Raw genomic sequence first — 13,594 nt, forward strand, 5'->3', positions numbered from 1 at the left:
TGGCTGAAGGAGGCGCCGGCGCGTCAGCCCCGCGGGCCGAACATCATCAGCGCCATGCCGGCGAGCGCGAGCCCGGCCCCGGCGAGGTCCCACCGGTCCGGCCGCCAGCCATCGGCGATGGCGCCCCAGGCGAGCGCGAGCACGATGAACATGCCGCTGTAGGCCGCCTGGATGCGCCCGAACTCCGATTCGCTCTGGAGCGTGTGGATGAGGCCGTAAGTGAACAGCACCGCGGCCCCCGCCAGCCCGAACGGGAACGGCCGGTCGACCCGCTGCCACTGCCAGACGAGCCACGAACCGAACAGCTCCGCGCAGCCGGCGAGGAAAAAGACGAGAATGGCGCGGTAGGGCTCCGGCATGGTCGGCGCACCAGCGAAGGGGGTTTCGCCCCCGAGCGTACCAGCCGCCGCGCCGGGCCGCCCCGCCGCACTGGAGGTCCCCACCGTATGGCCGAAACCGCTCCGCCCGCCGGCACCGACCCCATCGCTGAGCGCATCGCCGCGTGGGGCGGCTGGCGCGCCGGGACGCTCACCCTCATCCGCGAGCTCATCCGCGAGGCCGTCCCCGGCGTGGTCGAAGAGCTGAAGTGGGTGAAGCCGACGAACCCGCTCGGCGTCGTCGCGTGGTCGCACGCCGGCCTCCTCTGCACCGGCGAGGCGTACCGCGGGAAGGTGAAGGTCACCTTCGCCCGCGGCGCGAGCCTGCCCGACCCGGCGGGGCTCTTCAACGCCGGCTTCGGCGGCGGCACCCGCCGCGCCATCGACCTCGCCGAGGGCGATACGCTCGACGCCGAGGCCTTCCGCCAGCTCGTCCGCGCCGCCGCCGACCTCAACGAGGCGGCGAAGGCCGCGAAGGCGCGCGCCCGGTGAGCGGCGCGGGCGGTGATGCGCCGCGGCTGCTCGCCGGCGGCAACCCGCAAATCCCGAAGGGCGACGGCGACGCCCCGGTGCAGGCCTACATCGCAGCGATGCCGGGCTGGAAGCAGGAGGTCGGCCGGCGCTTCGATGCGCTGGTCGAGCGCGCCGTGCCGGGCGTGAAGAAGGCCGTCCGCTGGAACTCGCCGTTCTACGGCGTCGAGGGGCTCGGCTGGTTCTGCTCCGTCCACTGCCTGACGCGCGCCGTGAAGGTGACGTTCTTCGCCGGCGCCGCGCTCGAACCAGAGCCGCCGGGGAAGGGGAAAGACCCGGATGCGCGCTGGGTCGATATCCCCGAAGGCGGGTTCGATGCGCTGGAGCAGCAGCTGGAGGCGTGGGTGCGGCAGGCGGCCGCGCGCCCCGGCTGGGCGGGCTTCTGAGCGGGGCGCTACCATTGGCGGAACAGTGAGGTCGGATAGCCAATGGCCTTCTATACCTGCATCTTCTCGCCCGAAACATATGAAGCTTTCCGAGCGTCGGGGGGCTCCACAGTCAAGTTTCATGAGCGGCATCTTCGTCAGGCTCACCGCGTGAAGGCCGGAGACTTCTTTGTTTGCTACGTGACGCGAGCTTCCCGATGGGCAGCCGTTCTCGAAGCAACGGGTGAGGTGGCTATCGCGTCGCCAGAAACCGAGAGCCAGCATCGCGTTCTCGTGTCCGTGCATCCCCGTTCATTGCTTCCGCTTGAGCATGCAATCCCGATGATGGAAGACTGTATCTGGACTCAGCTTTCATTTACCCGTGAACATCCGAAGACGTTCCGGTACTGGACAGCACCGCTCAGGACGAATCTGGTGACGGTCGCAGACGAAGACGGGATGGTTATCACACGCGAGCTCGATCGCCAGAAAGAGAATCCGGTCGTCTATCCCGTACCTCCCTCGGTTCAGGTGGCGCTCGTCCGTGGCACGGACCGCGATGTCGTGGTTGTCGTTCCCGAAGATGAGGCCGCGAACGACGGCACGTCGCTGCCCGAGGTCCGCGAGTCCCTTCAGATACAGGCGCTCCTCGCCACCATCGGCTCGCGGATGCGGCTGAAGGTGTGGATACCCCCGAACGACCGTGCCAGGGTGAAGGCCGAGTGGAAGGGAGACCCGGATTCACTCATCGAGCGCCTCCCCCTCAACTACGACGATGTCACCCTGCGGACCATCGAACAGATCGACGTGCTCTGGCTCAAGGGGCGCTCCATCCGGCGCGCTTTCGAGGTCGAGCACACCACATCGATCTATTCGGGAATTCTCAGGATGGCCGACCTGCTCGCACTCCAGCCGAACATGGACATCAAGCTCCACATCGTTGCCCCGGAGGCACGGCGAGAGAAGGTCCTCCACGAAATTCGGCGACCTGTCTTCTCGCTCATCGAGCCGAGGAGCCTTGCGGAGCGGTGCACCTATCTCTCCTACGACGCCGTGCGGGAGATTGCCGCCCTGCCGCACGTCGAGCACCTGTCCGACTCGGTCCTCGACGCTTACGAAGAGCCTGCCGAGATCTGAACGTTCGCAGTAACTCCAGAACTGGACAGAGTCTAAAACACGCCCTACTATCGCTTCGCGGCCGGGGCGGCCGGAAGGCCGTTCACCTCCCGCCGCGGCCGGTCCGCTACCCTCGCACGGGCGGCGGCGCGCCCTCCCGGCGCGCGCCCGGGCCCGCGCACCATCCGCCGCTCACCCGCACACCGCATTGGAGGAGTACCGCCCATGTCCGCCGATGGCACGATGAAGCTGAAGGGCAAGCGCAACCGCGACTGGTGGCCCGAACAGCCCGACCTCTCCCTGCTCCGCCAGAACCATCCCGCCTCCGACCCCATGGACCCCGGCTACGACTACCGGGAGGAGCTGAAGACGCTCGATGTCGAAGCGCTCCGGCGCGACCTCATCGAGCTGATGACGACCTCGCAGGACTGGTGGCCGGCCGACTACGGCCACTACGGCCCGCTCTTCATCCGGATGACGTGGCACGCGGCCGGCACCTACCGCGTCCACGACGGCCGGGGCGGCGCCTCCCGCGGGACGCAGCGGTTCGACCCGCTGGCGAGCTGGCCGGACAACGCGAACCTCGATAAGGCCCGCCGCCTCCTCTGGCCGATCAAGAAGAAGTACGGCAAGAAGATCAGCTGGGCCGACCTCATCGCCTTCGCCGGCAACGTCGCCCTCGAATCGATGGGCTTCAAGACGGCCGGCTTCGCCTTCGGCCGCGAAGACGTCTGGGAGCCGGAGGACATCGACTGGGGCCCGGAGGACGAGTGGCTCGGCGATGACCGGCACCACGGCGAGCGCGAGCTCGAAGAGCCGTACGCCGCCATCCAGATGGGCCTCATCTACGTGAACCCGGAGGGCCCGAACGCCGTGCCCAGCGCCCTCGCGGCCGCGAAGGACATCCGCGAATCGTTCGGCCGGATGGCGATGAACGACGAGGAGACGGTGGCGCTCATCGCCGGCGGCCACGCCTTCGGCAAGACGCACGGCGCCAACGCGGCCAGCTACGTCGGCCCCGAGCCGGGCGGCGCGCCCATCCACGAGCAGGGCCTCGGCTGGAAGAACAGCTACGGCTCCGGCAAGGGCAGCGACACCTACACCAGCGGCCTCGAAGGCGCCTGGACCCCGACGCCGACGAAGTGGGACAACTCCTACCTCGAGACCCTTTTCAAGTACAACTGGGACCTCACCAAGAGCCCGGCCGGCGCCTGGCAGTGGGTGCCGACCGACCCCGAGGCCCAGAACCTCGTGCCGGATGCGCACGACCCGAACAAGCGGCATGCGCCCGTCATGCTCACGACGGACCTCGCGCTCAAGATGGACCCCATCTACGAGAAGATCGCCCGCCGCTTCCTCGAGCATCCGGAGGAGCTGGAGGACGCCTTCGCCCGCGCCTGGTTCAAGCTCATCCACCGCGACATGGGCCCCGTCACCCGTTACCTCGGCCCGCTCAAGCCGACGCAGGTGTGGACCTGGCAGGACCCGATCCCGCCGGTCGACCACCCGCTCGTCGATGCCGACGACATCGCGAAGCTGAAGGCAGCCGTCCTCGGCTCCGGCCTCTCCGTCTCGGACCTCGTGTTCACCGCGTGGGCGTCGGCCTCGAGCTTCCGCGGCACCGACCGGCGCGGCGGCGCGAACGGCGCGCGCATCCGGCTCGCCCCGCAGAAGGACTGGCCGGCGAACGACCCGCCGCGGCTCGCCCGCATCCTCGGCGTGCTCGAAGGCATCCAGCAGCGGTTCAACAGCGAGGCCAGCGGCGGCAAGCGCATCTCGCTCGCCGACCTCATCGTGCTCGCCGGCTGCGCGGCCGTCGAAAAGGCGGCGAAGGATGCTGGCTTCGAGGTCGCCGTGCCGTTCACCCCGGGCCGGATGGACGCCACGCAGGAGCAGACCGACGTCGAGTCGTTCGGCTACCTCGAGCCGAAGGCGGACGGCTTCCGCAACTTCCGGAAGCCCGGCCTGCGGAAGCGCGCCGAGCACCACCTGATCGAAAAGGCGGCCCTCCTCACGCTCACCCCGCCGGAGATGACGGTGCTCGTCGGCGGCATGCGGGCGCTCGCGGCGAACAGCGGCGAGACGAATCTCGGCGTGCTGACGAACCGGCCCGGCCAGCTCACCAACGACTTCTTCGTCAACCTGCTCGATATGAACACCACGTGGGTGCCCACGAGCGAGGCGGAGGAGGAGTACGAAGGCCGCGACCGCGCGACCGGCGCCGTGAAGTGGAACGCCACCCGCGTCGACCTCATCTTCGGCCACAACGCCGAGCTGCGGGCGCTCGCCGAGGTGTACGCCTGCGACGACGCGCAGGAGAAGTTCGTGCGCGACTTCGTGGCCGCGTGGGACAAGGTGATGAACCTCGACCGGTTCGACCTCCACAGCTGAGGCCGGCCGGCGCCGAACCGCCGCACCCGCTGCAGGGGAACGCAGCGAGGAACCGGGGGCTGCCCAGTGGGCAGCCCCCGGGCGTCATTCCCGGGGCGGGCGGGGGCGGGTGCCGGGCCGGGTCACCAGCCGGCGAGGCGGCTCACCCGGCTCCACGAGAGCAGGTAGTCGACCGCCACGAGCGCGGCGAACACCGCCGCCGGGCCGGCGCCCCAGAGCCGGGCGGCAGCCGCCGCGGCAGCGGCGAAAACGGCCGTCTCGAGCGCGAGCCGCGCCGGCCCCGGGATGGCGACCACCGCCTGCCCGGGGTCGTTCGGGACGCGGAAGATGCCCCAGAGCGCGCCGACGGCGATCGGCACGGCCAGCGCCAGCACGACGCGCAGCCAGCCCGGGCCGGCGAGCGAATAGGCCCACGCGCCGAGGATGACGAGGCCGGCGATTTCGAGCGCGAAGCGGAGCGGCGGGTGGATGACGCCAGCCATGGGGACACGTCCTGCAGGGGTTTTCGGCCCCGACAGCGGCAGCTGGCGGCGGCTCCTGCCGACCGTACCACGCCACCGGGCGCGGCAGCGAATCCGCGCCCGCGGTCCGGCCTCACGGCCGACGGTAGGTCGCCTCCAGCCGGCCCTCCGCGATCGCGTGCTCCTCCGCCGCCGCCCGGACCCGCGTGCCGGGCGTCCCGGGTTCGAGCCCGAGCGGGGCATCGAGCGCGATGACCCGGAAGACGTAGCGGTGGGTCGCGCCGCGCGGCGGGCAGGGGCCGCCGTAGCCCGCCCTGCCGAAATCGTTCTTCCCTTCGGCGGCGCCGCCCGGCAGCGCCCCGCCGGGCGAGGCCCCCTCCGGCAGCGACGCCGCATCGGCCGGCAGGTCGAACAGCGCCCAGTGGACGAAGCCGGAAGCGTCCGGGTCTTCGAGGATGATGGCGAACGCCTGCGCCTCGGCCGGCGCGCCGGACCATGCGAGCGGCGGCGACACGTCGTTGCCGTCGCAGGTGAAGCGGGCCGGGATGTCGTCGCCCCACGGGATGTCCGGGCTTTCGAGCCGGATGACGACCGGGGCGGCGGGCGCGCCGCCATCGCCGCCGCAGGCCGCAGCGAGAACGAGCGCGAGGAGCGGGAGGACGGCGCGGAAGCGGTGCATGCGAAGCCCCGGCGGCGCCCGGGTTCAGGCCCCGGGCCTGCCGCGGCGGAGTATCCGCCGTGCCGGGCGCCGGTTCAACGGGCGGGGGCGCGGCGGCGGCGGGCCGGGTTCGCTACCATGCGCCCGACCACGCCATCCGGGGGTGAGCAGGATGCCGCGCCGACGCCGCACGTACGGGTTCTCGTTCTCGTGGAAGCGCGCCGTGGGGATCTCGGCCGCGAAAGGGCGCATCGCCCGGAAGACGGGCATTCCGCTCACCCGGCAGGGCCGCCAGCGGAAGGTCGGCCGTGCGGCGGGCTGCATGGCGCTGCCCCTCGCGCTGGCGGCGGCGGCGCTCGCGCTGTTCAGCTGAGGCAACGGGCCGCCGGGCCGCGTACAATCTCCGAACACCATTCGAGAACCGGCGCCCGGGGCCAGTCTCGTTCGGATTCGAACCTACTGGGGGCCGGCCCCCGCACCGCGCCGGGAAGGAGCTCCTCCATGCAGTTCGCCGCAGAAACCACCGAACTCGGCGTCACCGAGCGCGCCTTCGAGGTGACCGTCGAGGGCGAGCGCGTGCCCGGCATCCTCTGGCTGCCGGAGGGCGCCCGCGGGCCGCGGCCGCTCCTCCTGCTCTGCCACGGCGGCATGCAGCACAAGCGGGTCGATACCCTGCTCGCCAAGGCGCGCGCGTTCGTCCGCCACCACGGCTACGCCTGCCTGAGCATCGATAACCCGGGCCACGGCGAACGCGCCAGCGAGGCCGAGCTCGCGCAGGCCCGCGCCCTCCGCGGCGCTGGCAGCCTGCCGCCCATCGACCCCGAGCGGATGCGGCAGCTCGCCGCCCGCGTCAGCCGCGCCGTCGGCGAATGGCGGGCAGCGCTCGATGCGGCGCAGCAGCTGCCGGAGGTGGGCGCCGGGCCGGTCGGCTGGTGGGGGCTTTCGATGGGCACCGCGATCGGCGTGCCGTTCGTCGCGGGCGAACCGCGCGTCCGGGCGGCCGGCCTCGGCCTCGCCGGCGTACGAAACGAGGAGTTCGGCCGGCTCGCCCGGCAGATCACGGTGCCGGCGATGGTGATGTGCCAGTGGGACGATGAGGTGGCCCCGCGCGATTCCGTGCTCGCCCTGTTCGACGCGCTCGGTTCGACGGAGAAGACGCTCCACGCGAACCCGGGGCGCCACGTGCAGGTCCCGCTCTACGAGCGGCAGGCGTGGGAGGAGTTCTTCACCCGGCACCTCGGCCGGGCCGGCGCCGCCTAACCGAGCGGCCGCACGGCCGCCATCGCCTGGTCGAGCAGGTCGGCGAAATCGGCCTCCGGGCCGCCGGCGAGGCAGGCATCGGCGACGATGGCGACGCAGCCGAGCGCGGCCGCGACGAGCGCCTCGGCGCGGATATCCGGCCCCGGCCCGGCGAGCGGCGGCAGCCGTTCGGCGATGACCGGCGCTGCTGCTCCGACCCAGGCGCGCTTCTGGCGCTCGGCGTACTGGCCGCGGAGCGCCTCCGTCTCGTTCAGCAGCCGCGCGAGGCCGAAGCCGGCCGCCCGGTCGGCCTCCGCCTCGGCGACGATGGCATCGAAGGCGCGGCGGAGCGAGACCCACGGGTCTTCGTCCGCCGGCCGGGCGGCGAGCGCCTCCGTGACCGTCGCCGCCAGCTCGTCGAGGTGGGCGAGCACCACTTCGTCCTTCGAGCCGAAATAGCGGAAGAAGCTGCGGCGCGAGATGCCGGCCGCGGCCGCGATCTCCTCCACCGTGGTCGGCTCGAACCCTTTGCGGAGGAAGAGCTCCATGCCGACCCGCGCGATTTCGGCCCGGATGGCGCGGCGGGCGCGTTCGCGCAGGCCGCCGGCGGGGGCGGCGGTTCCCTGTCCCATGGCTCGAATTCTAGGCGATGCCGAACCGTGCTCACAACGCCGATCTTGACACTGCGTGCCACATCGCGGACGATGGCGGCACTCCACCACGCACGGAGGTCGCGATGGAAACGTCCGGGAATCTCGATGGCAGGGTTGCGCTCATCACGGGGGCGGCCTCGGGGATGGGACTCGCGATGGCGCGGAAGTTCGCCGCCGCCGGCGCGAAGCTCGTCCTCGGCGACTGGAACGGCGAGCGGCTGGATGCGGCCGTCGCCGAGCTGCGGCAGGCCGGCGCCGCCGTCGAAGCCGCGCAGGGCGACATCTCGGACCGCGCCGCCGCCGAAGCGCTGGTCGACCGCGCGTTCGAGGCCTTCGGGCGGCTCGACGTGCTTGTGAACAACGCGGGCGTGATGGATTCGATGGCGGGCGTCGCCGAGGTGAGCGACGAGACGTGGCGGCGGGTGTTCGCCATCAACCTCGAGGGGCCGCTCCACACGATGCGCCGCGCGATCCCGAAGCTGGCGGAGCAGGGCGGCGGCAGCATCATCAACATCGCCTCGGTGGGCGGGCTGCACGGCGGCGCGGCCGGCGCGGCCTACACGGCCTCGAAGCACGCGCTCATCGGGCTGACGAAGAACACCGCCTACATGTACGGGCCGAAGGGCATCCGCGCGAACGCCATCGCGCCCGGGGGCACGAAGACGAACATCGGCGAATCGATGGCCAAGGCGGGCATCGACCCGGCGGGCATGGCGCGGGTGCAGGCGTTCACGAACCTGATGCCGGGCCTGCTCGAACCGGAGGACATCGCGGCCGTCGCGCTCTTCCTCGCCTCCGATGCGGCCCGCGGCATCAACGGCGCCGTCATCACCGTGGACCTCGGCTGGACCGCCGCCTGAGGGGCGGCGGCGGGGGCGCCGGGGCAGCGATTCGTTTTCTTCGGCGGGGGTCAGGGGCCGGAATCGCACGCCTTGCTGACGGCGGCGATGAGGCCGCCGACGATGAGCAGGCCCACGAACTCGCTGAACACCCTCGATGCGAAGAGCCGCGCCCGGTAGGGGAGGCTTTCGACCTGGCGCACCCGCGCGAGGACCATGTCGGCAGCTTCGCGGAGGTCCGCATCCATTCCGACGCTGCGCAGCTTCACAGTGAGCCGTTTGCCCGTAGCTCGGTCGCCCAACGCAAAGGAGTAGAGGGCAACCCGGAGCGCGACACTCCCGAGACCGTCTGCGAGCTCCCTGAACGCCTCGAACAATTCGCCCTTACCGCCGGTTCTCCGGAGCCCCCATCGCTCGATGGTTCCATCGAGGACGATGCAGTCATCGAGCAGCAAGTTGATCTCGTCCCGGTACGCACAGGCCTCGTGAGCTGCCTGCTGATCGACATCACCCCCGAGAAACTCGGGGACGAGGTCGGCCAGTTCGTTCACCTCGGCGAGGCGGCACTGGATGAACTTCATGACCACGCGTTCGGCGGCGGCGGGAAAGGGGGAGAGATCGAGCGCTCCGAGTTCATGGGCCGCCATCGTCGGCGCACCCGGGATGAGGAATGCCGAGAGGTAGTCCTCGGCGACCTCTCCGACCCACCAGAGCGGCCCGTCCTGCTGGATGGGGGCATCGAGCGCGGGTGCCAGGGAGGGGTCGCGGTGAGCTGCGATCCATGCGCTGACCGCCGTAACGGCCCCGGACGGCGAGCCGCCGAGGGCGCTCCGAAGGGCCTCGAGTGCACCATCGTGCGGGGAGGCCCACCGGGCAAGGCGCTCGTCGCCCCTCCAGCGGGCAAGGATGCGGTACTCGAGCAGGCGCTCGTCGCTCGAGAGAGCGGCCCGCGCCGCTTCGATGACGCCGGCATCGACGGTGGAGGCCCCCATTTCTGCCTCCATCTCGGCGCGCTGGATCGCGCGCCGGACGTCTTTCAGGGTGCCGGAGGGCGGAATGCCGAGGAGGTCGAGGTAGTTGCGTTGGAGGATGTCGCGGACTCGTGCATACATACCGGATCGCTCTTCCTGGGTGTGTCGCCATGTGGAGACGGGGCCCGGCGCGTGCCGGGCCCCGGGGAACTGGCAGGGCGGAACTACCGCCGCCGGATGCCGACGTTGGTGAACGGCAGCCCGCCGCCCCCGGCCCGGTTCTGGACGAGGCCCACCGTGGCGCGGCGGAGGCCGGCGGAATCGTTGCGCAAGATCGCCTGGCGCCCTTCCCGGATGAGCCGCTGCGTTTCCATCGGGTTCTTCCAGGGGCCATCGCTCGACGCGATCTCTTCGAACCACTGCTGCCAGATCCAGTCGTGCCGCGCGAGGATCTCGAAGATCTGCCGCTCCATGAGCGCGTTCGCCCGCTCGACTTCGTCGACATCCGCGCGCTGCTGGGCCTGCTGGAGCCGGCGCGCCAGTTCGTCGGCGCGCTGGCGGTCGTCGTTCGTTCCCAGGTCGTTGACGATCTGCCGGAGGTTGCCGAGCGTTTCGTCGGCCTCGACGAGCGCTTGCTTCTGCCGCGACTGCGCGTCGGCTTCATCGAGCTTCGCCTGCACTTCCTTCAGGAGGTGGAGGCTCTTCTGGACGGCGTCGGGGTCGCCGGATTCGGCGGAGCGCACGAGGTCGCGCGCCTCCTCGAGCCGCCTCGCCACCACCTGGGCGTCGCCCGCGGAGAGGAACGGGAGCGCGTCGTCGTACCGCTCCTGCGCCTCGAGCAGGTCGCGCGTCAGGTCCGCGACCGCCGGCTGCTCGGCCTCGAGCGTGATCGCGATTTTGAAGCTCTGGTCGGTGACCGGCAGGAAGACTTCCGCGGTGAGGAGCCGCGAGGCGGAAACTTCGAGGCGAATCTCCAGGGGCGAGCCCGCGGGCAGCATGCGGGGCACATCGCGGTCGGTGATGTCGATCCGGCCGACTTGCCGGTTCCGCTCCGGGCGGGGCGACTCCCCTTCGACGAGGTAGATGCCGATGACCTCGATGTCGCCGCCGGGTTCGAGCGCGATCGTCGTGCGGAACTCGTAGCTGGCGCGCGCGGGGAGCGGCGTCCCCTTCGGGATGAGCCACTCGACGATGTGGCGGCCGGCGCCGGAGGGGTCGACCGCGACCACGCCGATGGAGCGGGACAGCGGCGGCGGCGCGGCGACGAGACCGCGGGTGACGACGAACGTTTCGCCGCTGAGCGGAATGCTCGCGCCGTCGCTGCCGTAGGCGTGGACCCGGAACTCGTTGCGGCCGTTCCGCAGGAGCGCAACGGGGACGACGCGTGCGCCTTCCGGGTTGAGCGGCAGGCGGCCGGACCGCCACGAGCCGTCGGCCGCAGCGACCTCGATCTCCGCAGCGTTTCCGCCGAGGACGCGGACGCCGACGGGCGTTTCTTCGTCGTCCGTCACGTTGACGTGGCTGACGATGACCTGGGCGGTGCGCGAGGTCCCCGCCTCCTGGACGGGCGCCTGGACCGCCTTCTTGCGCAACTCCGCGGGGAGCGGCTGGGAGGCAGCGAAGATGGCCGCGCCCTCGGCCACGGCGAGCATCGGGTTCGTCCCGGAGACGACTTCGATGCCGAGCGCCTCGGCGACGCGGCGCCGGACGATTGGCATGTTCGTCGGCCCGCCGACGAGGAGGACGCTGCCGGGCCTGATCGCCGGGTTCCGGTCGATGACCCGCCGGGTCACCGCGATCGCCCGTTCGACCCAGGGCGCGGCGTGCGCTTCGAGCTCCGACCGGAGGACGCGGATATCGGCGCTGACTTCGTCATCCCGGTCATCGAGCAGCATCAGGTGCCCGGATTCGATGGTGACGAACGCCTCCTCGGCCGTCGAGAGCCGAATCTTGGCGTCCTCGGCCAAGTGCTTGAGCACTCCGAGCTCTTGCGCCCGGCCGGGGTTCTCGCGAGTCCACGAATCGATGTCGTACTGCTCTGCGAGCTTCGGCAGGAGAATTTTCTCGACGATGACCCAGTCGACGTCCTTGCCCCCGAGGAAGTTGTCGCCTTCGTGGTCGAAGACCTCGATGCGGCCATCGCGCACGCCGACGAGCGCGACGTCGAGCGTCCCGCCGCCGAGGTCGAACACGAGCCAGCTGCCTTCGCGGACGTCTGCCGAGAACCCGTAGGCGAGCGAGGCGGCGATCGGCTCCTGGAGCAGCACCGTGTGCTGGATGCCGGCCTTCTGCGCAGCGGCCTCGGTGCGCGCGCACTGGTTCAGGTCGAAGGCCGCAGGGACCGTGATGACGGCGGCGATCGGGCGGCGGCCGAGGCGATGCTCGGCGGTCTGGAGCAGGCTCTTGAGCACCTCCGCCGAGAGCTCCACCGCCGACATCTCCCGCCCGGAGCTGAACTTGAACGTGTCGTCGGTCCCGATCCAGCGCTTGAACTCGACCGCGACCTCCTCGGGGCTGATGCTCAGCCGCTGGTAGGCCGACTGACCGACATCGATGGCGCCGTTCGCGCGGACGCGCACGGCCGAAGGGGTCAGTTCGTTGTTGAGGCTGTTCCGGAGCGTCTCGACTTCGCCATCGACGCAGGCGGCGACGGCCGAGTTCGTCGTCCCGAGGTCGATGCCCAAGTCGATGCTGTACCGCTGCCAGTTGACCTGGTTCACCATGTTCATCCCTCCTCGCTGCCGATGATGACCTGGGCCGGGACTTGCAGCTGTCCCCCGATGTAGACGGCGGGGCGAATCGTCTCGACGACCTTGAGCGAGGCTCCCTGCGGCACATCGCCGATGACTTCGAAGGTCACGCCGTCCACGAAGCGCGTGCCGACCGGGTCTTCGAGCCGGCAGCCGGCGGCTTCGAATTCGCCGAGGAGCCGCCGGACCCCTTCAGCAAGCCGGGGATCTTCCAGGGAGCGCACGCGCCGCTCGAGGCGCCAAGCCTCGACAAAGGCGCGGGCGACGGCGCGCAGGTCGACCGCCTGAGGCGCGCCGGCGTCGCCCTGCGCCATCCCGTCGGCGGCAGTGCCCGCCGGCTCCGCGGGGGCCGCTGCCGGCGGTGGCGCCTGCTCTCGTGCCGCTTTCGGCGCCTGTTGTTTCGTCTTCTTCGAAGACTTTCCCAAGATGACCCTCCAGGTACCTAACGATCGAGACAAATGACCTCCCGGTCACCGCGACGCCATCCTGCTTCGGTCGGAAAGACGAACGACTCCGTCGACGATGGACAGTTCACGTTTGCCGCTCGCTCGAACTGCGCTTCCGTTGGATACGTCGACCCGGACATTCGGAAGACGTCCAAGATCCTGGCCGCCTGGGCCCGGCTGCATGAGGCGGGTGTGAGCGAACCGTCGACCGGGTTCCAAATGACGCACTGGCCCGCCGTGAAGCGGACACTCGACGACGCCGGGGTAAAACTCGAGCTCGACGACCCGCTCGAAGAGACCGGATCGTCTTCGCTCGTCGAGTCGATGACGCTCGAGGCGATGCCGCCGCCGATGATGGCGAGGATGGCCAGGGTGCCGGCAACTCCTGCCCAGTTGACGCGGCGCCGTCCTCCGGCCGACGGGTGGCCCCGGCCCGGGTAGGGCGGCGGCGCCCCGGGAGGCCGGCCGCTCTGCGACGCCGGGCTGCCCGTTCCCTGGGACTGTGCGGCGGGCCACCCGCCGAACGGGGGCGGCGCGGCGGTGGGCGGGCCGCCGCGGTACTCGTGTCGAACCCGCGACGCCGGCGCCGGCTTCGCCCGCGGCGCCGGCTCGGGCCGCGGCTCCAGTTCGGCGCTCCGGTCGCGTGTGCGCGCGCCGCGGGCGTACTGGGCCACGAACTCCAGGTTTTCGCGGATGTTGTCTCTGCGCGCCGGCCGGCAGTCGACGCGGGCCGCCAGCTCGAGCAGCTCGATCGTCGCCCGGTTCGCGTCCCGGCGAAACAGCAGGATGCCGAGGAC

The 13,594-nt window shown here is 71.0% G+C and carries 14 protein-coding genes and 1 pseudogene; 7 read left to right on the forward strand and 8 right to left on the reverse strand.

Annotated elements, in window-relative coordinates:
* Window positions 1-23: 23 nt before the first annotated feature.
* Window positions 24-359 carry a YnfA family protein gene (locus tag N2041_RS11000; protein ID WP_297678634.1) on the reverse strand — a complete coding sequence of 112 codons (336 nt, stop codon included), beginning with the start codon at window positions 357-359 and terminating at the stop codon, window positions 24-26.
* Between the two features lie 87 nt (window positions 360-446).
* Here N2041_RS11000 and N2041_RS11005 point away from each other — a divergent pair, with 87 nt between their 5' ends.
* The 4 genes from N2041_RS11005 to katG all read left to right on the forward strand — a co-directional run bounded on the left by N2041_RS11005 (window position 447) and on the right by katG (window position 4,780).
* On the forward strand, window positions 447-869 hold the full coding sequence (locus N2041_RS11005) for a DUF1801 domain-containing protein (RefSeq protein WP_297678635.1): 423 nt from the start codon (window positions 447-449) through the stop codon (window positions 867-869).
* Window positions 866-1,294: a DUF1801 domain-containing protein gene (locus tag N2041_RS11010; RefSeq protein WP_297678636.1), complete on the forward strand. Its 429-nt coding sequence runs from the start codon at window positions 866-868 to the stop codon at window positions 1,292-1,294. The genes N2041_RS11005 and N2041_RS11010 overlap by 4 nt, the downstream gene beginning before the upstream one ends.
* Window positions 1,295-1,708: 414 nt before the next feature.
* On the forward strand, window positions 1,709-2,410 hold the full coding sequence (locus tag N2041_RS11015; protein ID WP_297678637.1) for a hypothetical protein: 702 nt from the start codon (window positions 1,709-1,711) through the stop codon (window positions 2,408-2,410).
* A gap of 204 nt (window positions 2,411-2,614) precedes the next feature.
* Complete coding sequence (katG, locus tag N2041_RS11020; RefSeq protein WP_297678638.1) at window positions 2,615-4,780, forward strand: catalase/peroxidase HPI; 2,166 nt, start codon at window positions 2,615-2,617, stop codon at window positions 4,778-4,780.
* Window positions 4,781-4,902: 122 nt separating this feature from the next.
* Here katG and N2041_RS11025 read toward each other — a convergent pair whose 3' ends face one another.
* Together N2041_RS11025 and N2041_RS11030 are read right to left on the reverse strand one after the other, a co-directional pair.
* A complete protein-coding gene (locus N2041_RS11025; protein ID WP_297678639.1) occupies window positions 4,903-5,262 on the reverse strand; it encodes a YrdB family protein in 360 nt (119 codons plus the stop codon).
* A gap of 112 nt (window positions 5,263-5,374) precedes the next feature.
* Window positions 5,375-5,920, reverse strand: coding sequence for a YbhB/YbcL family Raf kinase inhibitor-like protein (locus N2041_RS11030; RefSeq protein WP_297678640.1), 546 nt, complete (start codon window positions 5,918-5,920; stop codon window positions 5,375-5,377).
* Window positions 5,921-6,122: 202 nt separating this feature from the next.
* Between N2041_RS11030 and N2041_RS11035 the strand changes: the two genes are divergently transcribed.
* Window positions 6,123-6,272 carry a hypothetical protein gene (locus N2041_RS11035; protein ID WP_297678641.1) on the forward strand — a complete coding sequence of 50 codons (150 nt, stop codon included), beginning with the start codon at window positions 6,123-6,125 and terminating at the stop codon, window positions 6,270-6,272.
* Window positions 6,273-6,400: 128 nt separating this feature from the next.
* A complete protein-coding gene (locus tag N2041_RS11040; RefSeq protein WP_297678642.1) occupies window positions 6,401-7,159 on the forward strand; it encodes an alpha/beta fold hydrolase in 759 nt (252 codons plus the stop codon).
* Here N2041_RS11040 and N2041_RS11045 read toward each other — a convergent pair.
* Window positions 7,156-7,770, reverse strand: a complete 615-nt coding sequence (locus N2041_RS11045; RefSeq protein ID WP_297678643.1) for a TetR/AcrR family transcriptional regulator — start codon at window positions 7,768-7,770, stop codon at window positions 7,156-7,158. The genes N2041_RS11040 and N2041_RS11045 overlap by 4 nt on opposite strands.
* Window positions 7,771-7,874: 104 nt before the next feature.
* Between N2041_RS11045 and N2041_RS11050 the strand changes: the two genes are divergently transcribed.
* Complete coding sequence (locus tag N2041_RS11050) at window positions 7,875-8,651, forward strand: SDR family NAD(P)-dependent oxidoreductase (protein ID WP_297678644.1); 777 nt, start codon at window positions 7,875-7,877, stop codon at window positions 8,649-8,651.
* 50 nt (window positions 8,652-8,701) lie between these two features.
* Here N2041_RS11050 and N2041_RS11055 read toward each other — a convergent pair whose 3' ends face one another.
* The 4 genes and pseudogenes from N2041_RS11055 to N2041_RS11070 form a co-directional block, all read right to left on the reverse strand.
* Window positions 8,702-9,742: a hypothetical protein gene (locus N2041_RS11055; RefSeq protein ID WP_297678645.1), complete on the reverse strand. Its 1,041-nt coding sequence runs from the start codon at window positions 9,740-9,742 to the stop codon at window positions 8,702-8,704.
* A gap of 83 nt (window positions 9,743-9,825) precedes the next feature.
* Window positions 9,826-12,324 (reverse strand): Hsp70 family protein, encoded by a 2,499-nt coding sequence (locus N2041_RS11060; protein WP_297678646.1) that lies wholly within the window; start codon window positions 12,322-12,324, stop codon window positions 9,826-9,828.
* Window positions 12,325-12,326: 2 nt separating this feature from the next.
* Complete coding sequence (locus N2041_RS11065; protein ID WP_297678647.1) at window positions 12,327-12,776, reverse strand: hypothetical protein; 450 nt, start codon at window positions 12,774-12,776, stop codon at window positions 12,327-12,329.
* Between the two features lie 17 nt (window positions 12,777-12,793).
* Window positions 12,794-13,594: pseudogene (locus tag N2041_RS11070) on the reverse strand (hypothetical protein); the annotation flags it as partial.

Source organism: Tepidiforma sp. (assembly GCF_026419595.1).
Lineage (GTDB): Bacteria > Chloroflexota > Dehalococcoidia > Tepidiformales > Tepidiformaceae > Tepidiforma.